This is a genomic window from Comamonas aquatilis (genome assembly GCF_965139575.1).
Taxonomy (GTDB): Bacteria; Pseudomonadota; Gammaproteobacteria; order Burkholderiales; family Burkholderiaceae_C; genus Comamonas; species Comamonas aquatilis.
In genome coordinates this window covers 11,826-35,322 of sequence record NZ_CBCSIW010000004.1, presented here as the reverse complement: position 1 = coordinate 35,322, position 23,497 = coordinate 11,826, and the positions used below count along the sequence as shown (strand labels likewise).

The following is a 23,497-nucleotide window of genomic DNA, read 5'->3' as shown; positions in this document are numbered from 1 at the left end:
TCTATTTATCCGTTGATATCAGATCGCTGGCAGCCGAAAAGCACGACAAGCGGCAGGCTGGACCTTCATCGACCATGACAATACAACGCATGAGACACCCATCCGGATGGCAGGGTTCCCTACAAGATTGTGTCCAAATGCACTTCAGCACTGTCCAGAGGTCAATGCGAGGGCATGGCCGCGCGCCTAGAATGGCGTGATGAGCTCTGCAGACGCCTCCAAACCTACCAATGCCGCCCCCGAGGCGGTCAAGCCGACCAATTTCCTGCGCCAGATTATCGAATCCGATCTGGACAAGGGCACTTATGCCCAGCGCCGCTGGGGTGGCACGCCAGGCGATGCCCAGCACCACCAGCAAGGCCAGGTGGATGCAGCCAAGATCCGCACCCGCTTTCCGCCCGAACCCAACGGCTATCTGCACGTGGGCCACGCCAAGTCCATCTGCCTGAACTTCGGCCTGGCGCGCGATTTTGGCGGCGTGTGCCATCTGCGCTTTGACGATACCAACCCAGAAAAAGAAGACCAGGAATACGTGGACAGCATCAAGGATGCCGTTCAGTGGCTGGGCTTCGACTGGAAGGACGCCCAGGGCAACAGCAATCTGTACTTTGCCAGCAACTACTTCGACTTCATGTACCGCTGTGCCGTGTACCTGATCGAACAAGGCCTGGCCTATGTGGACGAGCAATCCGCCGAAGACATGCGCGCCAACCGTGGCGACTTCACCCGTCCCGGCGTGAACAGCCCCTTCCGCGACCGCTCGGTGACTGAGAACCTGCAGCGCTTTGCCGACATGAAGGCCGGCCTGCTGGCCGACGGCGCCGCCGTGCTGCGCGCCAAGATCGACATGGCCGCGCCCAATATCAATCTGCGCGACCCGGCCATCTATCGCGTGCGTCACGTCGAACACCACAACACCGGCAAGCAGTGGTGCATCTACCCGATGTACACCTTTGCGCACCCCATCGAGGATGCGTACGAGCACATCACCCACAGCATCTGCACGCTGGAGTTCGAAGACCAGCGTCCGTTCTACGACTGGCTGCTCGACCATTTGCGCGCCGGCGGTCTGATCGACGCGCCCCAGCCGCGCCAGTACGAGTTCTCGCGCCTGAACCTGACCTACGTGATCACCAGCAAGCGCAAGCTCAAGCATTTGGTGGACAACGGCTTCGTCACCGGCTGGGACGACCCGCGCATGCCCACCGTGGTCGGCCTGCGCCGCCGCGGCTACACACCCGCTTCCATTCGCAATTTCTGCGAACGCATAGGCGTGACCAAGGACTACAGCTGGATCGACTACTCCACACTGGACGGCTGCCTGCGTGAAGACCTGGAAAACCAGGCCCATCGCGCCATGGTGGTGCTGGACCCGGTGAAGCTGGAGCTGAGCAACTGGACCGAAGTGTTCGGCACAGCCGAGCATCTGGAGCAATGCGCGCTGCCCGCCCTGCCCCACGCTGCAGAAGGTGAAACCGTGCCCGAGCGCCGCTTCACTCTGGGCCGCGAAGTGTGGATCGAGCGGGAAGACTTCGCCGAAGTGCCGCCCAAGGGCTACAAGCGTCTGTTCCCAGGCAACAAGGTACGCCTCAAAGGCGGCTATGTGATCGAATGCACGGGCTGCGAAAAAGACGCCGACGGCAATGTGACCAAGGTGCTGGCCACCGTGGTACCCGACACCAAGAGCGGTACGCCAGGAGCGGATGCCGTCAAGGTCAAGGCTGCCATCACCTGGGTGGGCGTGGCTGACGGCCTGCAAGCCGAAGTGCGCCTGTATGACCGCCTGTTCACCGACCCGCAACCCGATGCCGGTGGCAAGGATTTCCTGACGCTGCTGAACCCGGACAGCCTCAAGGTCGTGACCGCCTATGTGGAGCCTTCGCTCAAGGCAGCCCAGCCTGATGACAAGTTCCAGTTCGAGCGTTTTGGCTACTTTGTGGCCGACCGCAAAGAGCACAGCGCTGAAAATCCGGTATTCAACAAAATCACCGGACTCAAGGACAGCTGGGGTAAATAAGCCCAGACCCCAACCTTAAAAAGGCTGCCAATGAATTCATTGGCAGCCTTTTTTATTTTCTTTTCTGCTCGCCTACCCCTGAAACTCCGCATCCAGCCGCGCTTCACAGTCCAAGCAATAGCCGTTGCAAAGTCGCACCTATTGAAACTTGGTATCTCTGTAAAGTGCCAGGAGTTGAAATAAACAATACTTTTCAATCGCAATGTCAAAAAACCATTGGCCAAGAGAATTTCAGCTATTTGTTTCTACAATCGAATCCATACAGTCGTTATCGGGCTGAATGTTTCAGTTGTTTTCATCCACGCTCAAAAGGGGAAAAATGAACAAGAAAATCGGTGCAGGTATTGCCGCCGCCGTCGTCCTGGTTACAGGAGTTTTGGGCACCAGCTATTACATGGGTGGCAAGTTACAGCAGGATTTCACGAATGCCGCAGCGCAGTGGAGCCGCGACGATCTGAAGATTCAGATCACCAGCTATGAGCGCGGAGCCTTCTCCTCGGCCGCCAAGACCGTATGGACGCTGGACCAGGATGGCGACCCGGTGCAGTTCACCGCCGAGCACAAGATCAGCCACGGCCCGCTGCCCATGGGCCATGCCGCCCAGATCAATACCTTGTTCCATCTGCCGGACGACGCCGACCCCGGCCTCAAAGCCGCACTCAACGGCCGCGCCCCGGTGCAATTGCTCACCAAGGTGGGCTGGGGTCACAGCACCTCCAATCTGATGACCTCCCCGCCCGTCAAGGCCAGGGTCAATGACTCGGACATGGACTGGGGCGGCATGACCATCCAATGGGACATGCCCTCCGACATGAAGGCCATCAAGGGCACGGCCAGCATTCCGGCGCTGCAATTCAAGGATGAGGAAGGCAGCATGAGCCTGGAGAAGGCCTGCATGCGCTTTGACGTGCTGCAGCCCAAGGGCCAGCAGTTCTGGATCGGCCCCATGAACATGGCCATAGACAAGGTCACCACCACCCATGCCGAGCCAGACTCGCTGCCCTCATCCATTCAGGGGCTGAGCCTGGATTCGGACACGGTGCTCAAGACCGACACGCTGGAGATGACGCTCAAGGGCGGCATCAAGAGCGCTCAGATGCAAGGCAAAACCGCCGATGATCTGGTCTGGGATCTGAGCCTTCGCAACATCGATGCCGCCTGGCTCAACCACGTCATGGAGCTAAGCCAGAAAAAGAGCCCGGATCAGGAGCAGACCGACAGCGAAGATGACGGCAGCGATGACGCCGAATCTCCCAACCCCGGCGGCATCGACCTGCGCCAGGCCATGCTCAAGACCATCTCGCAGGCCCTGGCCCGCAAGCCTGAGATCGAAATCAAGCGCCTGGCCATGCGCACACCTGAAGGCGTCAGCGAATTCGCGGCAACGTTGCAGTATCTGGGCGATGGCGAGAATTTGAACAAACTGCCCACGGATCTGAAGCTCACGCTCAAGACCAGCCTACCCAAACCGGTGATGGAGAGCATGATCACCGCGCGCAAACGCAACCAGCTGATCGAAGCGCTTGATGAGGAAGACAACGACTATTCGATGGAAGATTTCGAGCGCACCGCCAAAATTCAGGCGGCGGCCGATATTCAAATGCTGCAGAAAAGCGGCATCTTTGAAGACAAGAGCGGTCTGATGAGCACGCAAATCGTCTATGAGGCCGGAATGTTCCAGGTCAATGGCAAGCCGCTCGATGGCGAGGGTACGGCCATGCTGTTTGGCACGCTCACCGATTAAGAGCCGCCGACGTCGCTATCAAGGCCTGCCCACGCAGGCCTTTTTCATGCACCCCGCTTGTCGGCCCGTCGGCGCCGTAGCACCGCAGCAGCTCGCGATAAACTGGTTTGCACCCACCGGAGGATTGAAATGATCACCATTTTGACCGTGGTGCTGCTGGCGGCGGTGCTGACCTGGTTGATGATGCGTTAGACAAGGGAATTCGCCAGAACCCTATAAAACAAAGCGCTTTAAGCTATCAATTAAAGAGTAATCCGCGCCATGTATAACTCACCACATTTCGCTGTCGATGATCGTGCCCAGCTGCTGGAGCTGATACGCAGCCACCCTCTGGGCTGTCTGGTCGTGCAGGGGCCACAGGGGCTGGACGCCAATCATCTGCCGTTTGAAGTGCGCGAGAGCGAGGACGGCCAGCTACAGCTTTGGGCCCATGTGGCCCGCGCCAATCCACTGTGGCAGCAGCTAGGCGATGGCATGCCGGTGCTGATCGTGTTTCGCGCCGAGGAAGGCTATATCTCCCCCAACTGGTATCCCAGCAAGCAGGCCACCCATCAACAGGTACCTACCTGGAACTACCGCGTGGTGCATGCCCATGGAACGCTGCGCATACGCGATGACGAGAAATTCGTGCGCGGCGTGGTCGGGCTGCTCACCCGCAGGCACGAACTGCGACTTGGCCAGAGCGGCGAGCACCAGCCCTGGAAGATGAGCGATGCGCCGCAGGACTATCTGCAAAAGATGCTGGGCGCCATCGTGGGGCTGGAAGTGGATGTGAGCCGGCTGGAAGGTAAATTCAAACTCAGCCAAAACAAAAGCGCTGCCGACCAAAAAGCCGTAGCCGACAGCCTGCTGGCCGCTGGCCTTACCGACATGGGCCGCCGCATGCAGGAGCAGCAAGCCTCTGAATCCAGGGATTGAGCCAGCCAGGCCTGCAGAGACTGATTCAGGCCCTTATCTGCCGAAATCCCATATCAACATTACGCTGAACGCTATATAAAACGCAGCAACTAGTGCAGCAAACCCGCCAGAAAATCATTGGCCCGGTTGAAGCGGTAGCGAGCATAGGCGCGCAGTCTATAGGTCAACACCGTGGCGGGCTGAATGGACAGGGCCTGGGCAATTTCGGCCGCACTGTCGCCCAGCAGGCTCATGGCCACGATCTGGCGCTCACGCCCGGTCAGCTGCGGGTAGGAGCGCTGCAGACGCAGCAACAGCACTTGCTGCGCGTCATTGGGCAGCACCTCGTCCACCGCAGGGCTGCGTGCATGAAAGCTCAGCGCGGCCATGGCCACCTGGCCCAGCGACCATAGCGGTGGCGCGGCCTCGGGCGCGGCCTGCAGTCCGCGGTAAAAGCTCAGCACCATGAGTTTGCCGGGCTCGTGCCAGCCAAAGCTGATCTTGTCCAGAAAACCCGGCTGGTCAAAACACAGCTCACGATACTCGCCTCGGGGAATGTCAGCGGCACGCACCCGGCGGCTGAAGCCGCTGGCCTGATCCCGCAGTGGGCTGGCCAGCAGCGGGTCCTTGGCATGAAAGCGGCGGGCATAGGCCGCCGTGCGCTCGGCAATGCCTTTGCGCTCGCCCGAGGCCAGCAGCATGCGCACATCGCCCTGCTCCAGATCCACTTGATAGGCGAATACTTCGTCAATGCAATCAAACTGGCGCGCCGTGCCCAGCAAGGTAGCCGCAAACTGCGGCGTGGATGCGGCCTCTATCAGTGCCTGGCCCTGGCGGGGGCTGAACAAAGGCTGGGGAAATGGGTTGCGGCTCATGCGCTGCCTCGCTTTCATGGGCAAAGCTGCAGAGTCTCGATCTGCAGCCGGGAAATGCGGGCACCAGAATAGCGCAAACCGATTCCCCTCTCAGCCCGGCCCAGCTGCTGACAGGGATGGTGTGCGCCGGGCCAGCTCTATGGCCTCCATGACCACGGCGCTGTCGCCAATATGGTTGGCCAGGGTCAGGATCAGCTTGGCGCAGACCTTGAGGCTTTGGGCTTCGTCCAGCCCCTCGTGCATTTGCAGCAGTTGCTGGTAGACATCGTCCACATGGTCCAGATGGGCTTGGCGAATCAGCTCGCTCATTGGCTTTCTCCTTGTGCGCGCTGCAGGCTGGCCTGCACGGTGGCGGCCGGCACCGGGTTTTGCCAGCGGGCGGCCACATATTGATCCGGGCGTATCAGATAGCCGCAGCCCGGCGCCAGCGCATAGCGGCTGCACAGCAAACCCTGGTCGCCGGGCAGGCTGGCGATATCGAGCAACTCCACGCCCTCAGGCAGGCTCTGCGTCCATTGCCGGGCCAGCAGTACAAAGCGGCCGCCCAGCCTGGGCAGCAGCCAGCGGCCATCAGCTCCTGAAAGAGGAGCATCCAGCGCAGGTGATCCGGGGACGATGCCGCTACTCCATTTGCAATCGTCGGGTGTATTCAGCCGGCTTTGTGGATAGTGAATGGCCGTGGACAGGCGGCCGGAATTGACGAAGGGACGGGCAAAGGCCTCCGTGGCCGCCAGCTCCAGCACCGCATCGCGAAAAGCCTTGCTGGCCGTGCACTTGGGGGTCAGAAAGTCGGTGGAGCGGGTGGAGTTGAGAATGTTCTCGTCGGCCGTGACAATGGCTTCCTCGTTATAGCTCTCCAGCAAACTCTGGCCGGCCTTGCCGCGCAGCAGCAGATCCAGCTTCCAACCCAGATTGTCGATATCGGCCAGGCCGCCGTTGCAGCCGCGCGCACCAAAGGGCGAGACCAGATGGGCGCTGTCGCCTGCAAACAGCACGCGGCCGTGGACAAAGCGCTGCATGCGGCGGCACTGGAAGGTGTAGATGCTGTACCACTCCTCTTTGAACTGCACATCGGGCCCCAGCATGGCGCGCACATAGCGCTCCACGTTCTCGGGCTGCACGCAGGCCTGGCGGTCGATATTCCAGCCCAGCTGAAAATCCAGCCGCCACACGCCATCGGGCTGGCGGTGCATCAACGCCGACTGGCCGGGATTGAAGGGCGGATCAAACCAGAACCAGCGCTCGGCAGGCCGCTCCTGCTGCATGCGGATATCGGCAATCAGGAAATTTTCCTCGAACACTCTGCCGTCAAAATCCAGACCCAGCTGGTTACGCACGGCGGATTTGCTGCCGTCGCAGGCAATCAGCCAGTCGGCACGCAAGCGGTAATCCTGCTCGGCAGCCTGCACCTGCAGTTCCACATGGTCGGCATGCGGCTGCACGGCCGTTATCTGCTGGCCCAGACGTAGCTCCACATTGGGCAGTTGCTGCAAGGCCTGCAGCAGCGCCTCTTCCACGTAGTACTGCTGCAGATTGATAAAGCCCGGGTACTGCTGATCCTTCACGGGCAGCATGTCGAACTGGTAGACAGGCTCTGGCCTGTCGCCCCAGAAGACCTTGCCCACATTCCAGGTCACGCCCTTGTCCAGCAATTGCCGGCCTACGCCCAGGCGCTCGAAGATGTCCAGGGAACGCTTGGAAAAGCAGATCGCCTTGGAGCCGCCGGCAATAAAGTCCAGCTTGCTGATGACCAGCACCGGGTGGCCGCGTCGCCCCAGATCCAGGGCCATCGCCAGGCCCACCGGGCCAGCCCCGGCCACCACCACGGGCACATGCTCTAGCCCCGCCTGTGCGGGTGCGGCCGTGGCCCCGATGTGACGCCAGACCGGCACACTGCGGTGATGGGTGGTGGGCTGAGGCGCCTGGCCCGCCTGGGTATTTGCGCTATGGACCATGGCGATCAACCTTGCAGCTGGGCCCAGACTTCGCGATCACGCTCCTCGGTCCAGATGCGCGGCCAGTCTATGCCGTCCAGTTCGTCCCACAGGCGCTGCACGTCAAAAGGCAGGCAGTGCTCAAAAATCGGCCAGCGGCCAAACTTGGGACCCAGGGCCTGGTGGGTGGCTTCAAACGCTTCCTTGAGCGTGCCGCCGCGCCGGTGCACGGCGCCCACGTTGTCGATCATGCCTTTGAGAAACTCGCGAGTCTGCTCGATGGCTGCATCCGTGGCCGCCACGCCCTTGGCCACGGCACCGCGCCCGCCCACCAGAAACTCGGCCCGGTAGGTCTTGAGCCTGTCCAGCGTAGTGCTGGCCCATTCCATGTGAAACGCATCGCCGGTGTAGAGCGCGGCTTCAGCCTCCACCAGATCGCCGGCAAATAGGGTCTTGGTCTTTTCATGCCAGACGACGATGTCGCCCGCCGTATGGCCGCGGCCGTTGAACTGCAGCTCGAGCTTGCCGCGATTGCCGCCCAGCTCGATCTCGAAATGGTCTTCAAACGTCTGCGTAGGCCAGGTCAGGCCGGGAATGCCCTCAGGCTCCTTGAACAGACGCGGCATGCGGCCGTACTCGCTGTCCCAATCCTGCAGACCGCGCTCTTCAATGAGCTTGCGTGTGGCTTCGCTGGCAACAATGTGCTGGGCATCGAACGCCGAAGCACCCAGCACGCGCACGGCGTGGTAGTGGGTCAGGATCAGGTATTTGACGGGCTTTTGCGTGTGCTCGCGCAGTTTTTTCAGCCAGTCGCGGGCGGCCGCCGGCGTGGCCCGCGCCTCGATGGCGACGATGAAATCCTCGCCCTCAAAAGCGCCCACATTGGGATCGCCTTCGGCCGTCAGGGCATAAACGCCATCGGCCAGAATTTCCAGGGTTTCGGTCTTGACACCGAGGTCTGCCGAGGATGCAAACGGTTTGGACATATGAGGTCTCCTTGAGTCTTTTGATGGGCACACTGCGGCGGTATGCGGCAGTGCACTCGTGGCAGGGCTTGCAAATCGCAACCCACCCAGTGTCTGCAGCGCTCCCGATACTGTCTGTCCATAGGTCTACAGACAAACCGGGGACAAACCGCTGATTGCGGGTAAGTACCAGGAGAGCGCTGAAAGCCAGCTCGCAGAGGCCGCAAAGAGCGCGCTTCTTTAAAGCCAATAGGCTGCAAGCGCGCTGAGCACCTACGCAGCATGCTATGGTTATTCCATGGGTTCGCCCGGCACGGACGAACCGGCTCCCACTTGCGCGCACCACCGTATGACCTCTTTTTCTGCCCTGCAACGCCGCCGCTTTGTGCAGTGGATTTCGCAATCCGCCCTGCTGGCCGGCGCCCCGGCGGCCTGGGCCGCCAAGTCTGCGGCGGAAAACCGGCTCTGGCCGCAAGACAGCCGCGTACCCGGCGGCGTGGCCCGTCTGTCGCTGGGGCCGGCCGCCACACGCCCGCAGTTCAGCATCAACGATGCGCCTGGCCTGGTGCTGGGCGACATGATCGAGTGGACGGCTCTGATCGGCATCCCTTTGTCCACAGCCCCCGGCGAGTACAGCGTGCAGGTGAATATGGACGGGCAGATGCGCGACAAGCGCTACACCGTGCGGGACAAACAGTATGTGGAGCAACGGCTCAAGGTATCGCCCAAGACGGTCGATCTCTCGCCCGAAGACAATGCCCGCTATGAACGCGAGTCGGCCCACCTCAAGCAGGTGATGGCCAGCCTGGTCCAGCCTCTGCCCAAGGCCCAGGAGCTGCACATGCAGGTGCCGGTGCCCGGCCGGCGCTCCAGCTCTTTTGGCCTGCGCCGCGTGTTCAACGGCCAGTCCCGCAATCCCCATAGCGGCATGGATATCGCCGCGCCCACCGGCACCCCAGTCAAGGCGCCGCTGGCGGGCCGGGTGATCGACGTGGGCGACTATTTCTTCAACGGCGGCACCGTCTGGCTCGATCATGGCGGCGGCCTGCTGACCATGTACTGCCACCTGAGTCAGGTGAACTGCAAGCTAGGCGATGAACTCCAGAGCGGCGACGCTTTTTGCAAGGTGGGTGCAACTGGCCGCGTGACCGGCCCGCATCTGCACTGGAGCGTGATGCTCAACCGCGCCATGGTGGACCCGGCGCTCTTTATCTAAGCCGCGCCCGCAGCAAGACAGAAACAAGGCAGACGCAAAAAAGGCAGCAAGCCTGCTGCCTTTTGGCGGAAATCAAAACTGATAGCAATCAGCGCTTTATCCACCTAGGCTAAAGCGCATTTAAATCTGAAATCAGGGCGTATCGCGGTCCTGCTGCAGATAAGTCTCCAGCAGATCAAAGAAGCTGTCGTAGAAGCCACGTCTGGCAATGGTTTCGCTGCCCACTTTCACCAACGAATCGCTACTCGATGAAAACGGCAGTGACAGCGAACCTAGCGCGCCCACGCCCACGCTGGCCGAGCTGGCGCTCTTTTTCAAGGTATAGCGGTCCTGCAGCGCCGTCACAAAGCCGATGCTGATCTGACCATCCGTAGTCTGGGGCACGCATACCACACGGATATTGATCTCCAGATTCAGATCCGACTCCGGTTGAAAGCTCTTGCGCCCCTCGATCAACTCCTGCGTGCGCGCATTGGCAATATAGCCCTGACTGAGCAGGGCACGCCGCGCCGCCTCGCAGGTCTGGGTGGGCGTGGCATCAAAGCTGCGCGAGAACGTGGAAGTGGAATCAAAGTTCTCCTGCACCGGTATCTGCCGATTGGCCGTGGTCGAGCAGGCCGACAGCGCAGCCACGCATACCACCGGCCACAGCCAGCGCCCCATTGCCGCCGACACGGTCCACTTTGCACCAGAAACCACGAAAACTCTCCTCGCTACAAACAAGCTGCATGCCATGCCAATCCAACACCTCAGGCTATAGATAGCGTAGCAGCTCAAAAATTCCCTTGACCCCGCGTTTTCTGACGGCGGCAGGCAATTGTCTCCCGCCAGCAGCCCGCTTGAAAAAAGGCTGCAGTCTCTTACATTCTGGCCACCCTATAGGGCAGAGCCCGGGGTTGACATCGGTTATGGTGCTGCAGATGGAGCTGCAAGCGGCTGGGCCCATGGAGCAGGCCGTTCTTGCAGATCTGCGCGCGCTGCTTTATTTTTAGGGAACTGCAGCCGCTACAGCGACTCTAGTTGCATCAACCCAGGCGCTTGCCTTCCCGGTTCATCCCACTTTTAAGGACTGTTTATGAAATTTCGCTGGACCTGGTGCCTTCCCCTGATTGCCTCCCTGACGCTGGCCGCCTGCGGCACCACCGGTGGCGGCGGAGCTCGCCCCACAGGCCCTAGCGGCCCCGCTGGCGATGCGCAATCGCTGACGGCCTATCACTGGCAACTCAAGCAGGCCTACACCCCTGCCGGTACAGAAGATCAAAGCTGGTTCATCACCTCTAGCTCGGGCAAAGGCCTGCTACAGCTGGACTTTGTCGACCAGCGCGTGGTGGTCAAAAATCTGTGCAACGTCATGTCTGCGGGCTACAGCATCGAAGGCCAACGCATCAACGTGACCCGCACCATGAGCACGCTGATGGCATGCAACGACAACCAGCTGATGATGCTGGAGCAAAAAGTCGGTCGCATTCTGCCCACCGCCAAGCAATGGGCCGTACAACTGGGCCAGGGTCAGGAGGCACCGCGCCTGACGCTGCAGTTCATCGACGGCACCAAGTGGCAGCTGGACGGCAAGCCCACGGCCCAGACCCAGCATGGCAGTGCGCCAGAGCGCATTTTTCTGGAAGTCGCCTCGCAGCGCACATCCTGCAACCATCCGCTGATCAAGGATTTCCAGTGCCTGAAGGTGCGTGAGATCCGCTACGGCGACAACGGCGTCAAGACCCATACCGGTCCCTGGGAGAACTTCTACAGCGAAATCGAAGGCTACAAGCACGAGCCCGGTGTGAGCAATGTGCTGCGCATCAACCGATTCAAGCGCCAGAACGTGCCTGCCGATGCATCGAGCTATGTCTATGTACTGGACATGGTGGTCAGCTCGGCCATTGAAAAGCGCAACTGAAGACCTTCCCGCAGCCACAAGCCGTTCACGCGGCTTCTGGTGCCCGGAATGCAAAGCCAGCCACAGCGCTGGCTTTTTTGCGTCAGCTCGCCAATGTTTCACGCAGCTCAGTCATGTTGCAGTTTGTAAAAAATATCGCACTCAAATAAATCACTTTCCTTTTAACAACAATTACTTAGCGCATTTTCAAGACAGACATATGACAGAGGGCGGCAGCGCAAGGTTATACCCATTCGCTGTGGGCGCGCCTGTGGACAAGCCTTGGGACAAACCGATCCAAGCCGCACCGGCCTTGGATTCCCAAGCACTGATTAAAAAACAGGCAGCACAGCAAGCTCCCAGGCCTTGCCAGCCACATGGCCGGCATGTTTCACGCGCCGGACCGCGCACTCCCCCAATCTATTGCAGACATAAAAAAACCGGTACCTATCACAGTACCGGGGGGAGAAAAGGAGACTCTGACCTCAACCCAAGGTGCCTGGCCAAGCACCCTCACCAACAAACGCTATGGCCGCCAAATTCGGCGCCGGCCTTCAGCAAAGGCGAAAGCGCCCTTCCACAAACATGGAGGAGCGGTGACCGGAATCGCACTGGGCGTCGGCATAGGACCAGAAGGCCTGTACCGTGCCGCTGGTCGAATCAATGACCTGACTGACCGTGAAGCCGGTCTTTTCAATCCAGTTGAGAAAATGCAGGTTGTCGCTGAGCTGCAGATAGCTGAGTGTTTCGCAGCCTTCGGCCACATGACCCATGGAGTCCACCACACGCCAGATCATTTTCCCTTCGCGTGAATAGCGCACTTCGGCACGGCTGTCCGGAAACTCAATGACTGCATCGCGCCCGAGCAAGGTGCCTGCATATTGCATGGAGAGCATGGACATGATGGAACTCCTTGGATGAAAGCCCGCAACGCGCTGGACTTGGCTTTTGCTATGTCGTGCAGTGATGGTCGCGCGCGGCCAAAATCTTGTGTGTGGGAAGGCGCCGCATGGAATCGTCGGCCCGCATTTGTTTGCAATTGGAGGCCTGTTTCCTACCCGGGAGCAGGCGGCACGGACGGTAGCGACCGCCGCCTGCAAAACTTGCGCCGATGGCCGATACTCGAGCCCAGCCTGCCGCAAGCTGCGGCGCAGAAATTGAGCCAAGGTAAACGCCAGGGCCGCTTTCTCGCCCAGCCAGAAAAATCACTACACCGCTGCCCTGGCCAAGACCGCAAACCATGCGCTGCCGCGAGCCGGCTGCGCGCGTGCCTGGCTCGCCCCTTTCCTTGCGCAATGGCGCCGGGGCTGCGGTTTCGGACCTGAACTTGTCTACTTCTGCACCTTCGCTGCGCTCCGACACGAACGCCCCCGCCTCGCCACCGCCTCCTTTGCGCGATCGCGCTTTTGTCTCCTTTGTGCTGTCGCGCATGCTGGCCATGTTTGCCCAGCAGATGCAGGCCGTGGTGGTGGCCTGGCAGGTGTATGACATCACGCGCGAGCCGCTGTCGCTGGCCTATGTGGGCCTGGCGCAGTTTCTGCCCATGATGGGCCTGCTGATCCCTGCCGGCGATCTCAGTGACCGCATGAGCCGAAAACGCCTGCTCAGCATGAGCTGGCTGTTGGCCGCCGTGTGCTCTCTGCTGCTGTGGCTGCTGTCGCGCAGCGGCGTCCACAACGTGCACTGGATTTATGCCGTACTGGTGCTGTTTGGCTGCAGCCGCGCCTTCAGCGGTCCGGCTCTGCAAAGCCTGCTGCCGCAGATCGTGGCACGCGCGCAACTGGCCAAGGCTCTGGCTACCAACAGCATGCTGATGCGCATCTCGGCCATTGCCGCACCGGTGCTGGGTGGTGCCTTGTATGCGTTGGGCGGCGGCGTGCTCACCTATGCGGTCTGCGGCATCAGCCTGCTGCTGGGTAGCGCCCTGCTGAGCCGCGTTCCCGTGCGCTATGCCGACGCCAGAGCGGCAACTTCGGGCTCCATGTGGCAGCGCTTTGCCGAAGGCGTGAACTTCATGCGCACCCGGCCCATCATTCTGGGCACGATCTCGCTGGATCTGTTTGCCGTGCTGCTGGGCGGCGTGATTGCCCTGCTGCCGGTGTACGCCCACGAGGTACTCAAGGTAGGGCCCCAGGGCCTGGGCCTGCTGCGCTCGTCCATGGCCATGGGCGAAGTCTGCATGGGCTTGTGGCTGTCGGCCCGGCCCATCAACCGCCATGTGGGCAAGGTGATGTTTGGCGCCGTGGCGGTGTTTGGCCTGGCCAATCTGGTGTTTGCACTCTCGCACTGGTTCTGGCTGTCCATGCTGGCGCTGGCGCTGGCCGGCGCTGCAGATATGGTGAGCGTCTACATCCGTGGCGCCCTGGTGCAGTTCTCGACGCCGGACACCATGTGCGGCCGCGTCAATGCGGTGAACATGCTGTTCATAGGCTCCTCCAACGAGCTGGGCGAATTTCGCGCCGGCACCAGTGCCTCGGCGCTGGGCGCCATTCCTGCAGCCGTGCTGGGCAGCCTGTGCACCCTGGGCGTGGTGGCCGCCTGGATGGCCTTATTCAAGCCCTTGCGTGATGTGGACAGACTCGAGGACGCCGCGCACCTGAGCAGCGCAGACGCTAAATAATTAGATAGCTGCTTGCGCTTGATGGATAAGCACTACCGCCGGTTTTGATATGAAAAAGCCTCGCCATGCGGCGAGGCTTTTCATTGGGCGGTGCGGCTCAATTACAGCAGTTCGGCCCGCAGTTGGGCAGCGCTCTTGGGCGAGAGCAGGCTGGGAGCCACGTCCAGCACCGTCTTGCAGCCGTATTGACCCGCTTGCGCCATGCGATGCACGGCACGTGCATAGGCCACCAGCACGCTGGAGGTGAACTCCGGATTGCTGTCCAGCTGCAGGCGGTATTCGATGACCTGCTTGCTTTGGGCCGAGGTATTGCCGCTGCGGATCACAAAGCCGCCATGGGGCATGGCGCCATGGTCGCGCGCCAGCTCCTCGGCGCTGATGAAGTGCACGGCCGTATCGTACTCGTCAAAGTAATGGGGCATTTCCACAATGGTCTGGCGCACGGCGTCGGCATCGGCGCCGTCCTGCAGCACGACAAAGCACTGGCGTCGGTGTTTTTCGCGAGTGCTCAACTCGGGGCGCACGCCGGAACGCACTTTTTCCACAGCGGCCTCCACGGGAATGGTGTATTGCACGCCGCCGGCCACGCCGGGCACACGGCGAATCGCATCGGAATGCCCCTGGCTCAGGCCCTTGCCCCAGAAGGTATAGGTGGCGCCATCGGGCAGCAGGGCTTCGCCCATCAGACGGTTGATGGAGAACATGCCGGGGTCCCAGCCGGCCGAGATCAACGCCGTGGTCTGACCGCCCTGGGCTGCTTGATCGACCTTGGCAAAGTGCTCGGGAATGCGGGCATGGGTGTCAAAGCTGTCGATCAGATTGAAGTGGGCCGCCAGCTCGGGCGTCTGGCTTGGCAGATCGTCCTTGGAGCCACCGCAGAGAATCAGCACATCGAGCTGACCCTTGTGCGAGAGCAGGCTGTCCATGGCGTACACCGGTGTGTCTGCGTTGCCGGGCTTGAGCTGCGCCGGAGGACGGCGGGTGTAAATTCCCGCCAGCTGCATATCGGGATTGAGGGCAATGGCCGCTTCCACGCCGCGGCCCAGATTGCCATATCCGATGACGCCGATGCGGATGGGGGATGTTGTCGATGCCATGCAGTGCACTACCTTTCCAGTATCAAAAAACTCGGTTGCCAATCGTTGCGATGTTATGCACTATTTTGGGGCTTTCAATGAACAAGCCTCAGTAAGCACTGTGTGAACGCCCACGCCACCAATGCCAGGCACCGTCCAGCATCAGCAGACCTACGGCGGCAAAAATCAGGGCGTAGGTCGGCAGCTGCGCGGGCTCGATGCTCTCGCCCAGCAGCCAGGCCACCAGCACCAGCAGCACCGGCTCCGCATAGGACAGCAAACCGAACAAGCCCATGGGCAGCCAGCGGCTGGCCAGCATGTACAGCGCCAACGCCACGGCGCTGACCAGGCCCAGCAGGGGCAAGAGCAGCCACAAGGCATGGTGATCGGCCACCAACGGCCAGCTATTGGGCGCACGAAAGCTAAAGGCCAGCGCCGCCGGCAGCAGCAGACCCATGTCTATCCAGTGGCCGGCCAGCGTATCGGTGCGCAGAACGCGGCGCAGCGCGAAATACAGCGTATAGCCCAGGGCCACCACCCAGGTCTCCCAGGACATGCCACCGGCCTGCCAGAACTCGTGGGCCACACCCAGAGCCGCCACGCCGGCGGCCAGGCTCTGCCCGGGGCTGAGCCGCTCGGCAAACAGCAGGCGACCGGCCACCACCATGACCAACGGCAGCAGAAAATAGCCCAGCGATACCGGCAGCGCCCGCCCGTTCATGGGCGCCCACATGAAAATCCACAGCTGCACGCCCAGCAAGGCCGCACTCAGTACCAGCTGAGCGGCAAACACCGGTTCGCGCCGGGCCCGGGCCAGCAGCGCCAGCGCCGCCGTCAGCTCCTTGCGCCAGAGCAGCAGCAGCGTGGTGAAGGGCAGCGTCATCAGCACCCGCCAGCCGAAAATCTGTTCGCCGTCCAGCGGTGCCAGAAACGGCGACAGATAGTAAATGGCACCAAACAGCAGGGATGCCAGAACCGAGACCACAACACCTTTGAACATCACAAACACGCAATCCAAACAAACACGAATCAAAAACTCTTGCAGCCCTTATCCGAAAAGCACAATACGCTATCGAATCATGAGCTTTCAACACACGTGGCCGGCGCCGGCCATTGTCGGCCACGCCATGGCCGCCAGCTTCGCCTACAAGTCAAGACAGTCAGGCCCGGCGCCCCTTAGGCTTTACCTGTACAGTGCGGCACCCTTGCCTGCTCTTTGCCTCGCCCTGCCCGCCCATGACTGAAGCCGCCCCCTGCCCCGAAACGCCAGCGCCTTTGCACATACTCTGGCAGGACGAGCACATGGTGGTGGTCTACAAACCGGCGGGCTGGCTGGTGCACCGCACGGGGCTGGATGCGCATGAAACCCGGTTTGTGATGCAAACCCTGCGCGATCAGCTGGGCCGGCATGTCTATCCCGTGCACCGTCTGGACAAGGGCACTTGCGGCGTTCTCGTCATGGGCTTGCACAAACAGGCCACACAAGCCCTGGCCGCAAGCTTTGCCGCCCACGCCACGCGCAAGGAGTATCTGGCCCTGGTGCGCGGCTGGCTGCCCGAGGTTCTGGAGGTGGACCATGCGCTCAAGCCCGATGACGCCCCCGAGGACGCCCCGGTGCAGGAGGCCCACACCCAGCTGCGCTGCCTGGCACGCCTGTCATGGCCCGAGAGCTATGACGGCCGTCACCCCGAGACCCGTATCAGCCTGGTGCAGGCCCTGCCCACCACGGGCCGCCGCCACCAGATCCGCCGGCATTTGAAGCATGTGGCCCATCCCATCATTGGCGATGCCACCCATGGCAAAGGACCGCTGAACCGCTGGTGGGCCGAGCGCCTGGGCCTGCAGCGGCTATGGCTGCACGCCAAGGCGTTGGAAATTCCACACCCCCTCACCGGAGTGCCCATGCGCTTTGAAGCCGACTGGTCAACGCTTTCGCATGTACAGGAAGCACTGGACTGGCAAAAGCTGCTGGCCTTGCCCGGCTGGCAGTTCCTTCCATAAAAAATAGCTGCCAGCGCTTATCCATCAAGCGCTGACAGCTATGGTTTTATGAATTAAAGCGCCGCCTTGGGCGTGTCACGCACCCACTTGCCCTCTTCATCAAACTGCAGGCTGGGCGCCGCCACAAACTCGTAAGTGGCTTCGGGGTCGGCCTTGAGCTCGCCCTGCAACAACTCGACCAGACGCTCGTTAGGCATCTTGAAACCGCAGGCCTGGGCATGACCGCCGCCACCAAAGCTTTCGGCCAGCGGAATGCAATTGAACTCCGAGCGCGAGCGCAAACCGACCTTGGTGCCCTTGTGATTGGCATGCCACATCAGGGCAAAGCTGCCGCTCTGGCGCGCCAACAAGTCGCCGACCTGGCTGTGGAACATGCCGGGGCAGTTGACCATCAGGCCTTGCATGCCGTTGAAGACCAGCACCTGGGCGCCGTCGGCGATGTCGGCGCACAGCTTCTGGAATTTCTCGTCCATGGCACCGCCACGGGCCATGTAGACGGCCTCCTGCTCGGGCGTGAAAGCGGCAATTTCGGCCCAGCGCTCAAAGCTGCGCACGGGCTCCATGTCCAGCGCCGCCAGAAAAGGCGCGCTTTCCTTGAATTCCCACTTCCAGATATCGCGGTCTTCGATATAGCGAATCAGGCCGGGCACGGGCTTGTCGGACTGGAAGAACTCCCAGCCCAGACGCGCGCCGGACTTGTTCATGTCGAAATGCACCACACCGCAGCGGCACTGGTAACCCGTCAGCTTCTCGGCTGCGCTCTTGTGGTGATCCAGCACCACCAGCTTGGAGACGCGCGACTCGATTTCGGCCAGCAGCACGGGCTCAAAAGCAAAGTCCAGCACGTACACGGCACGACCCGTCAAGTCACCCAGATCGTCTGCATTCAGGATTTCGCCATGGTCGAGACCGCGAAACTCGGCCTGGCCTTCATAGAACAGCCAAGCGGCCAGGGCCGCGCCAAAACCGTCGGGGCAGCGGCGGCCGTGGTAGAGGATCAGGGGCTTGGGGTCGTTGCGATCGGGGCGAACCAGCAATTGCTGAAACAGCGGCAGTTTGGAATTCTGTGGGGTCATATGGTCGATATTGTCGCTGTTTGCATCTGCAGCCGTGTGAAGCCCGGCCCCACCCCGGAGAGAGACTGCGGCATTGCCCCTGAGCGGCATAAGTGATTGTCAGCTCACGGCTTGGGCTAGCACAGGCGGGCAATCGCCGGGCCTTCGGTATCTACCTAAGGCCCTGGGCTGCGCATGCGCCTATGATGGGGGTCTTGCCATTGAAATGCTGCGGCCACCGGCAGGTCCGCCTGCCGAAAAAGTGGGATTCCCACGGGTGCTCCGCGGCCCCTGTATGCGATCTACTCCCGATATCACACCTCATCTCGGTACGCTGCTCAATTTCCGCCGCGACCTGCACGCCAACCCCGAGCTCAAGTACGAAGAGCACCGTACAGGCGACAAGATTGCAGCCTACCTCTCGGCGCTGGGCCTGACCGCGCACCGCGGCCTGGGCCAGACCGGCATCGTCGCCAGCATCTACGGCAAGGGCCGTAGCAAGGACAACCCCGGCCGCAGCATAGGCATCCGTGCCGACATGGATGCCCTGCCCGTCACGGAAATCAACACCTTCGGCCATATCAGCCAGAACAAGGGCCGCATGCATGCCTGCGGCCACGACGGCCACACCACCATGCTGCTGGGCGCTGCCACCACCCTGGCCCAGCACCCTGACTTTGACGGCACGGTTCACCTGATCTTCCAGCCCGCTGAAGAAGGCGGTGCCGGCGCCAAGGCCATGATGGACGACGGCCTGTTTGAAAAATTCCCCTGCGAAGCCGTGTTTGCACTGCACAACTGGCCTTCGCTGCCCGCCGGCCAGATGGCCGTGCGTGTGGGGCCCATCATGGCCTCCACCCTGCGTTTCCAGATCAAGGTCCACGGCAAGGGCGGCCACGCTGCCATGCCCCACACCACGCTGGATCCGATTCCTGTGGCCTGCGCCATCGTGACGCAGCTGCAGACCCTGGTCTCGCGCAGCACCGATCCGCTGGATTCCGCCGTGCTCACCGTGGGCAAGATCACCAGCGGCACCGTGGAAAACATCATTCCCGATGACGCCATCATCGCCGGCACCGTGCGCACCTTGAAAAAGGAAACGCGCGAGATGTTCGTCGAAGGCCTCAAGCGCATCAGCAGCCATGTGGCCGCCGCCCACCAGTGCACGGCCGAGTTCACGCTGCGCCCCGGCGCCTATCCCAACACAACCAACCACGCCAAGGAAGCCAAGTTCATGGCCGCCGTGATGCGGGAAGTGGTGGGCGATGAGAATGCCTTTGACGACGTGCTGCCCGCCATGACCTCCGAAGACTTCGGTTTCATGCTCGAAGCTGTGCCCGGCGCCTATGGCTGGATCGGCAATGCCAAGGGCGACCAGCCCGGAGTGAGCCTGCACAACCCGGCTTATGACTTCAATGACGACAATCTCGCCCGGGGTTCCAAGTTCTGGGACCTGATGGCGCGCCGCTGGTTTGAGCAACCAGCAGCCTAAGGCGAGACCGCCCTTTACAAAGGCCAGCAAGACTTGAACTTGCTGGCCTTTTTCGTTGGCGTTCAGAGCCGCAAGCCCTCGATGGTGGCCTGAGGCCCTTGATCCGGCGACGGCGGCCTGTGGCCCAGCACCATGGGCAGCCAGTCCTCCACCGGCTGCGCTTTGCCGTAATACAGGCCTTGAAGCACAATCGCCGGGTTCCAGGCCTTGAGCAGCCGGGCCTGGGCGGCCAGCTCCACCCCCTCGGCCACCACGCGCAACTGCAGACGTGCGGCCATGCGGACAATGGCCTCCACCAGCGCGGCATCAATCTCGCTGACATGGCTGCCGCGAATAAAGCTCTGGTCTATCTTGAGCTCCTGTATCGGCAGATGCTTCAAGCTGGCAATGGACGAGTAGCCGGTGCCAAAGTCGTCCAGCGCAATCTCCAGGCCCAGCGCGCGCAGCTCATGCAAGCGGGCCCGCGCCACATCCACATCGCGCATCAGCACGCCTTCGGTAATCTCCAGTGTCAGCCGCTCGGGGCTGGCACCGCTATCGGCCAGAATGCTTTTGAGCGTGGACACAAAGTCCGCATGCGCAAACTGTATGGCGCTGACATTGACCGACAGACGCAGCCCATGGGCCGCGAACTCGGCTTGAGCCAGCAAGGCACAGGCCTGGCGCAGCACCCAGTCGCCCAGCTGCACGATCAGCTGCGACTCCTCGGCCACCGCAATGAAGTCCGCCGGGCCGACCAGACCCCATTGCGGATGCTGCCAGCGCACCAGCACCTCGCCGCCCACGCACACGCCCTCATGGTTGGCCTGGGCTTGTACATACATGCGCAGCTGGCCGGCCGGAATGCCGGCACGCAAATCCTTGGCGATGCGAAAACGCCTGTGGGCCAGTTCGGCCATGCGCGGATCGAACAGGGCCATGTTGCCGGGGCCGCTACGCTTGGCCTCGTTCAGGGCCACGCCGGCAAAGCGCAGCACATCATTTCCCTCAGGAGCGCCTTGCTCCAGCTCCAGCACCGCACAGCCGATGCTGCAGGAAATGGCCTCCGACTCAGAGCTGTTCATGATGCTCAAGGGCTTTTGCAATGATTTTTGCAAGGCTCCGGCCTCGCTGACCAGCAAAGCCTGCACCGCCTCGATGCTGTCGCCTGCGGATTCGAACAGCACGGCAAACTCGGCCCTGGAAATGCGGGCAATCAGCACGCCCTCGGGAAGTTGCTCCACCAGCCGCAGCGCGAAAGCGCGCAGCACGGCATCGCCATGCTGCATGCCGTGCACATCGTTGAAGCTGGAAAAGCGATCCACATCCACCAGCATCAGCCCATGCCAGCTCGCAGCCGCCTTGTTGGCGCGCGAAAGTGCCTTGACTTTGAGCGCCAGCGAATGCCGGTTGGCCAGGCCGGTCAGCACATCGAGATAGACCAGATCGTGAATGCGCCGCGCCGCATCCACGCGTTCGGACAGATCCTGCTTGAGCTCCACATAGTTGACGATCTCGCCTTGAGGCGAACGTATCGGCGCCACCAGCACCGACTCGCGCAATGCCGCGCCGTTGCGGGTGCGGTTGGTCATCTCGCTGCGCCAGATGCGACCGGCCAGCAACTCCGCCAGAGCGCGCTGGCGCTTGTTCCGGTCCAGCCCCATGGTGGACACCAGCTCCGTAGGCTGGCCCAGGACCTCGCCGCGGCTATAGCCGGTGCGGGCCAAAAATGCGTCGTTCACATACACCACCTGCAAATGGGTGTCGGTGATGACAATGCTCTCTGGGCTTTGCTCGACCGCACGGTGGAATTTGCGCAATTCCTGCTGGCTTTGCTCCAGTGAACGCAGGATTTCCATGCTTTTGAGCGCCTGCCGGCCCAGGCTGGCGCGGGCCATCAGCGTGGCTGCCACGGCCAGGCCCAGCATGCCCAGCACATAGAACAGGCCCGCCGCGCCCAAAATCTGCTCTGCCGGCAGCTGACTAATACCCAAGTGATCCAGCGCCCAGAAAAGCAGCAGCAGCGCCACTGACAAGACCAGCATGACCAGGGTGTGCGCAAAACCCAGCAGCCATGCCGTGATGACCATCCAGACCGGCAAGGCCATGACAGCCTTGCTGTCCATACCGCCAGACCAGCCGGCGGCAGCCGCCACCCACAGCCAGTTGCCCCAGACAAAGATCACCATCGCCACATCCCAGCGCCGCAAACGGGCCAGAGTCATCGCCATGGCCGCTATGGGAATCAGCAGCAAAAACAGCAGCACATCGCCCCAGGAGATGCGGGGGGAGATCAGACTGGCCGCAGCCGTCACCAGGCCCAGAGCGCTCATCCAGAGGCAGGCGAACCACAGCATGCGTCGCATGGACACGCGGTTTTTTGCCTCGACGAAAAAACGTTGCATGGGCAAGCGGCATCCTCCGGAGGTGGGGTGCACCATCCTAGCCTCAGTTGGCTGCCACCGCTATCGGACACCTGCACAGCGTCACACCGCCGTCACCAATCGCCCCTCCGGCCAGAACGGGGCGATCAGAAGCTGCCGACAGTCTCAGCGCGAGCGCGACTTTCGGGGCTTGGCCGCCGCAAGCTTGACCGGCCTGGGCGCCGTGGGCCTGCTGGCGGTCTTGACCACCGCTTTAGCTCCAGATTTCGCTGCAGGTTTTGGTGCGGCCTTGGTTTCAGGCTTGGGGGCGGGTTTGGGTGCGGCCTTGACTGCCGGTTTTGCCGCGGGCTTTGCTGCCGGCTTGGCGGCGCTTCCCTCTTCACGCGGTGGGCGGGGAGGACGGCGCTTTTTGGCGGCGATGGCATCCTTTTTGGCCTGGCGCTCGGCATCCTTGATCTGGCCTGCGGCCAGCCAGGCTTCGAACTCGGCCGGGGTTTCCAGCGTGATGCGCCCCAGAATGGCATCGCGGAAGTCGGTAAGCACCAGCTCGGCCGCTTTTTGCAAGTTCACCCGGCCACCGCTCATCACGGCGCCGCGCTTTTTGCCTATCAGGGTCAGAAGCTCGTCATCATGCAGGGCCGCAATCTCGGCCGCATCCAGGCCCAGCCTGTAGCGTGCATCCAGCATCGCTGCGTAGTTCTTTTGCAGATAGATCAGCAGCTCCAGCGCCACCAGCTCTTCGTCATAGGCATTGCGGCCCACGGCGCCGCTGGCGGCCAGATTGAAGCCGCTTTTTTCCACAATGATGCGCGGCCACAGCATGCCGGGCGTGTCCCAGAGATAGAAATCATCGGCCAGCACAATGCGCTGCTCGATCTTGGTGATGCCGGCCTCGTTGCCGGTCTTGGCCTGGGTCTTGCCGCTCATGGAATTGATCAGCGTGGACTTGCCCACATTGGGCACGCCGCAGATCAGCACGCGCATGGGCTTGGCCATGCCGCCGCGCGAAGGCGCCAGCAGCTTGCATTGCTCGATCAGACGCTTGGTGGGGGCGGGCTCGGAGGCATCGAGCGCAATGGCCCGGGTCTCGCTCTGGGCGTTGTACCAGTCCAGCCAGGCCTTGGTTTGTGCGGCATCGGCCAGATCCTGCTTGTTGAGAATCTTCAGGCGCGGCTTGTGGCCCGTCATCTCCAGCAGCAGGGGATTGGCGCTGGAGCCGGGCAGGCGCGCGTCCAGCACCTCAATGACCACGTCAATATCTTTGACGCGCTCCATGATGGCCTGGCGCGTCAGGTGCATGTGACCGGGGAACCATTGGATGGCCATAACGGGTTTTCTTTCTTGTCTTGAGGGGAAATAAGGC

18 protein-coding genes and 1 pseudogene are annotated in these 23,497 nt (G+C 61.8%); 8 read left to right on the top strand and 11 right to left on the bottom strand.

The genetic code is table 11. The features are described 5' to 3' along the window. The first annotated feature begins 199 nt into the window (after window positions 1-199). The 3 genes from ACNAZA_RS07060 to ACNAZA_RS07050 all read left to right on the top strand — a co-directional run bounded on the left by ACNAZA_RS07060 (window position 200) and on the right by ACNAZA_RS07050 (window position 4,679). Window positions 200-2,017 (top strand): glutamine--tRNA ligase/YqeY domain fusion protein, encoded by a 1,818-nt coding sequence (locus ACNAZA_RS07060; protein WP_415795795.1) that lies wholly within the window; start codon window positions 200-202, stop codon window positions 2,015-2,017. A gap of 319 nt (window positions 2,018-2,336) precedes the next feature. Then, the gene (locus ACNAZA_RS07055; RefSeq protein WP_415795794.1) at window positions 2,337-3,761 is read left to right on the top strand and encodes a YdgA family protein; all 1,425 of its coding nucleotides are present in this window, start codon (window positions 2,337-2,339) and stop codon (window positions 3,759-3,761) included. Window positions 3,762-4,022: 261 nt separating this feature from the next. Continuing rightward, entirely contained in the window at window positions 4,023-4,679 is a 657-nt protein-coding gene (locus ACNAZA_RS07050) for an FMN-binding negative transcriptional regulator (RefSeq protein WP_415795793.1), read from the top strand. Between the two features lie 89 nt (window positions 4,680-4,768). On the opposite strand, the gene ACNAZA_RS07045 is transcribed toward ACNAZA_RS07050, so the two are convergent. The 4 genes from ACNAZA_RS07045 to ACNAZA_RS07030 form a co-directional block, all read right to left on the bottom strand. Next, complete coding sequence (locus tag ACNAZA_RS07045; RefSeq protein WP_415795792.1) at window positions 4,769-5,533, bottom strand: helix-turn-helix transcriptional regulator; 765 nt, start codon at window positions 5,531-5,533, stop codon at window positions 4,769-4,771. 90 nt (window positions 5,534-5,623) lie between these two features. Then, window positions 5,624-5,842, bottom strand: a complete 219-nt coding sequence (locus ACNAZA_RS07040) for a DUF2783 domain-containing protein (RefSeq protein WP_415795791.1) — start codon at window positions 5,840-5,842, stop codon at window positions 5,624-5,626. Then, window positions 5,839-7,488 (bottom strand): FAD-dependent oxidoreductase, encoded by a 1,650-nt coding sequence (locus tag ACNAZA_RS07035; RefSeq protein WP_415795789.1) that lies wholly within the window; start codon window positions 7,486-7,488, stop codon window positions 5,839-5,841. The genes ACNAZA_RS07040 and ACNAZA_RS07035 overlap by 4 nt, the downstream gene beginning before the upstream one ends. 5 nt (window positions 7,489-7,493) lie before the next feature. Further along, window positions 7,494-8,453 (bottom strand): MBL fold metallo-hydrolase, encoded by a 960-nt coding sequence (locus ACNAZA_RS07030; RefSeq protein WP_415795788.1) that lies wholly within the window; start codon window positions 8,451-8,453, stop codon window positions 7,494-7,496. A gap of 328 nt (window positions 8,454-8,781) precedes the next feature. On the opposite strand from ACNAZA_RS07030, the gene ACNAZA_RS07025 reads away from it, so the two are divergent. Then, window positions 8,782-9,648, top strand: a complete 867-nt coding sequence (locus ACNAZA_RS07025) for a peptidoglycan DD-metalloendopeptidase family protein (RefSeq protein WP_415795787.1) — start codon at window positions 8,782-8,784, stop codon at window positions 9,646-9,648. A 132-nt stretch (window positions 9,649-9,780) separates the two neighbouring features. Here ACNAZA_RS07025 and ACNAZA_RS07020 read toward each other — a convergent pair whose 3' ends face one another. After that, entirely contained in the window at window positions 9,781-10,311 is a 531-nt protein-coding gene (locus ACNAZA_RS07020; RefSeq protein ID WP_415796086.1) for a DUF2242 domain-containing protein, read from the bottom strand. 412 nt (window positions 10,312-10,723) lie between these two features. On the opposite strand from ACNAZA_RS07020, the gene ACNAZA_RS07015 reads away from it, so the two are divergent. Further along, window positions 10,724-11,548, top strand: coding sequence for an META and DUF4377 domain-containing protein (locus ACNAZA_RS07015; protein WP_415795786.1), 825 nt, complete (start codon window positions 10,724-10,726; stop codon window positions 11,546-11,548). Window positions 11,549-12,081: 533 nt separating this feature from the next. On the opposite strand, the gene ACNAZA_RS07010 is transcribed toward ACNAZA_RS07015, so the two are convergent. After that, complete coding sequence (locus ACNAZA_RS07010; RefSeq protein WP_120969574.1) at window positions 12,082-12,429, bottom strand: MoaF-related domain-containing protein; 348 nt, start codon at window positions 12,427-12,429, stop codon at window positions 12,082-12,084. Between the two features lie 425 nt (window positions 12,430-12,854). Here ACNAZA_RS07010 and ACNAZA_RS07005 point away from each other — a divergent pair, with 425 nt between their 5' ends. Further along, entirely contained in the window at window positions 12,855-14,147 is a 1,293-nt protein-coding gene (locus ACNAZA_RS07005) for an MFS transporter (protein ID WP_415795785.1), read from the top strand. 101 nt (window positions 14,148-14,248) lie between these two features. On the opposite strand, the gene ACNAZA_RS07000 is transcribed toward ACNAZA_RS07005, so the two are convergent. Continuing rightward, window positions 14,249-15,244, bottom strand: a complete 996-nt coding sequence (locus ACNAZA_RS07000) for a diaminopimelate dehydrogenase (protein ID WP_415795784.1) — start codon at window positions 15,242-15,244, stop codon at window positions 14,249-14,251. An 88-nt stretch (window positions 15,245-15,332) separates the two neighbouring features. Continuing rightward, the gene (rarD, locus tag ACNAZA_RS06995; protein ID WP_415795782.1) at window positions 15,333-16,223 is read right to left on the bottom strand and encodes an EamA family transporter RarD; all 891 of its coding nucleotides are present in this window, start codon (window positions 16,221-16,223) and stop codon (window positions 15,333-15,335) included. 236 nt (window positions 16,224-16,459) lie between these two features. Between rarD and ACNAZA_RS06990 the strand changes: the two genes are divergently transcribed. Then, the gene (locus ACNAZA_RS06990) at window positions 16,460-17,224 is read left to right on the top strand and encodes a pseudouridine synthase (RefSeq protein ID WP_415795781.1); all 765 of its coding nucleotides are present in this window, start codon (window positions 16,460-16,462) and stop codon (window positions 17,222-17,224) included. Between the two features lie 53 nt (window positions 17,225-17,277). Here ACNAZA_RS06990 and ACNAZA_RS06985 read toward each other — a convergent pair whose 3' ends face one another. Then, window positions 17,278-18,300 (bottom strand): DHH family phosphoesterase, encoded by a 1,023-nt coding sequence (locus tag ACNAZA_RS06985; protein WP_415795780.1) that lies wholly within the window; start codon window positions 18,298-18,300, stop codon window positions 17,278-17,280. A gap of 274 nt (window positions 18,301-18,574) precedes the next feature. Here ACNAZA_RS06985 and ACNAZA_RS06980 point away from each other — a divergent pair, with 274 nt between their 5' ends. After that, window positions 18,575-19,771, top strand: a complete 1,197-nt coding sequence (locus ACNAZA_RS06980) for a M20 aminoacylase family protein (protein WP_415795779.1) — start codon at window positions 18,575-18,577, stop codon at window positions 19,769-19,771. A gap of 62 nt (window positions 19,772-19,833) precedes the next feature. Here ACNAZA_RS06980 and ACNAZA_RS06975 read toward each other — a convergent pair whose 3' ends face one another. Together ACNAZA_RS06975 and ylqF are read right to left on the bottom strand one after the other, a co-directional pair. After that, a complete protein-coding gene (locus ACNAZA_RS06975; RefSeq protein ID WP_415795778.1) occupies window positions 19,834-22,155 on the bottom strand; it encodes a putative bifunctional diguanylate cyclase/phosphodiesterase in 2,322 nt (773 codons plus the stop codon). 366 nt (window positions 22,156-22,521) lie between these two features. Next, window positions 22,522-23,460 (bottom strand): annotated as a pseudogene (gene ylqF, locus ACNAZA_RS06970) (ribosome biogenesis GTPase YlqF); the annotation flags it as partial. Window positions 23,461-23,497 lie beyond the last annotated feature (37 nt).

What these genes read in the sequence shown, in the direction of transcription:
- ACNAZA_RS07060 (WP_415795795.1), top strand. Translation starts at nt 200, where the DNA reads ATGAGCTCTGCAGACGCCTCCAAACCTACCAATGCCGCCCCCGAGGCG.
- ACNAZA_RS07055 (WP_415795794.1), top strand. Translation starts at nt 2,337, where the DNA reads ATGAACAAGAAAATCGGTGCAGGTATTGCCGCCGCCGTCGTCCTGGTT.
- ACNAZA_RS07050 (WP_415795793.1), top strand. Translation starts at nt 4,023, where the DNA reads ATGTATAACTCACCACATTTCGCTGTCGATGATCGTGCCCAGCTGCTG.
- ACNAZA_RS07045 (WP_415795792.1), bottom strand. Translation starts at nt 5,533, where the DNA reads ATGAGCCGCAACCCATTTCCCCAGCCTTTGTTCAGCCCCCGCCAGGGC.
- ACNAZA_RS07040 (WP_415795791.1), bottom strand. Translation starts at nt 5,842, where the DNA reads ATGAGCGAGCTGATTCGCCAAGCCCATCTGGACCATGTGGACGATGTC.
- ACNAZA_RS07035 (WP_415795789.1), bottom strand. Translation starts at nt 7,488, where the DNA reads ATGGTCCATAGCGCAAATACCCAGGCGGGCCAGGCGCCTCAGCCCACC.
- ACNAZA_RS07030 (WP_415795788.1), bottom strand. Translation starts at nt 8,453, where the DNA reads ATGTCCAAACCGTTTGCATCCTCGGCAGACCTCGGTGTCAAGACCGAA.
- ACNAZA_RS07025 (WP_415795787.1), top strand. Translation starts at nt 8,782, where the DNA reads ATGACCTCTTTTTCTGCCCTGCAACGCCGCCGCTTTGTGCAGTGGATT.
- ACNAZA_RS07020 (WP_415796086.1), bottom strand. Translation starts at nt 10,311, where the DNA reads ATGGGGCGCTGGCTGTGGCCGGTGGTATGCGTGGCTGCGCTGTCGGCC.
- ACNAZA_RS07015 (WP_415795786.1), top strand. Translation starts at nt 10,724, where the DNA reads ATGAAATTTCGCTGGACCTGGTGCCTTCCCCTGATTGCCTCCCTGACG.
- ACNAZA_RS07010 (WP_120969574.1), bottom strand. Translation starts at nt 12,429, where the DNA reads ATGTCCATGCTCTCCATGCAATATGCAGGCACCTTGCTCGGGCGCGAT.
- ACNAZA_RS07000 (WP_415795784.1), bottom strand. Translation starts at nt 15,244, where the DNA reads ATGGCATCGACAACATCCCCCATCCGCATCGGCGTCATCGGATATGGC.
- rarD (WP_415795782.1), bottom strand. Translation starts at nt 16,223, where the DNA reads ATGTTCAAAGGTGTTGTGGTCTCGGTTCTGGCATCCCTGCTGTTTGGT.
- ACNAZA_RS06990 (WP_415795781.1), top strand. Translation starts at nt 16,460, where the DNA reads ATGACTGAAGCCGCCCCCTGCCCCGAAACGCCAGCGCCTTTGCACATA.
- ACNAZA_RS06985 (WP_415795780.1), bottom strand. Translation starts at nt 18,300, where the DNA reads ATGACCCCACAGAATTCCAAACTGCCGCTGTTTCAGCAATTGCTGGTT.
- ACNAZA_RS06980 (WP_415795779.1), top strand. Translation starts at nt 18,575, where the DNA reads ATGCGATCTACTCCCGATATCACACCTCATCTCGGTACGCTGCTCAAT.
- ACNAZA_RS06975 (WP_415795778.1), bottom strand. Translation starts at nt 22,155, where the DNA reads ATGCAACGTTTTTTCGTCGAGGCAAAAAACCGCGTGTCCATGCGACGC.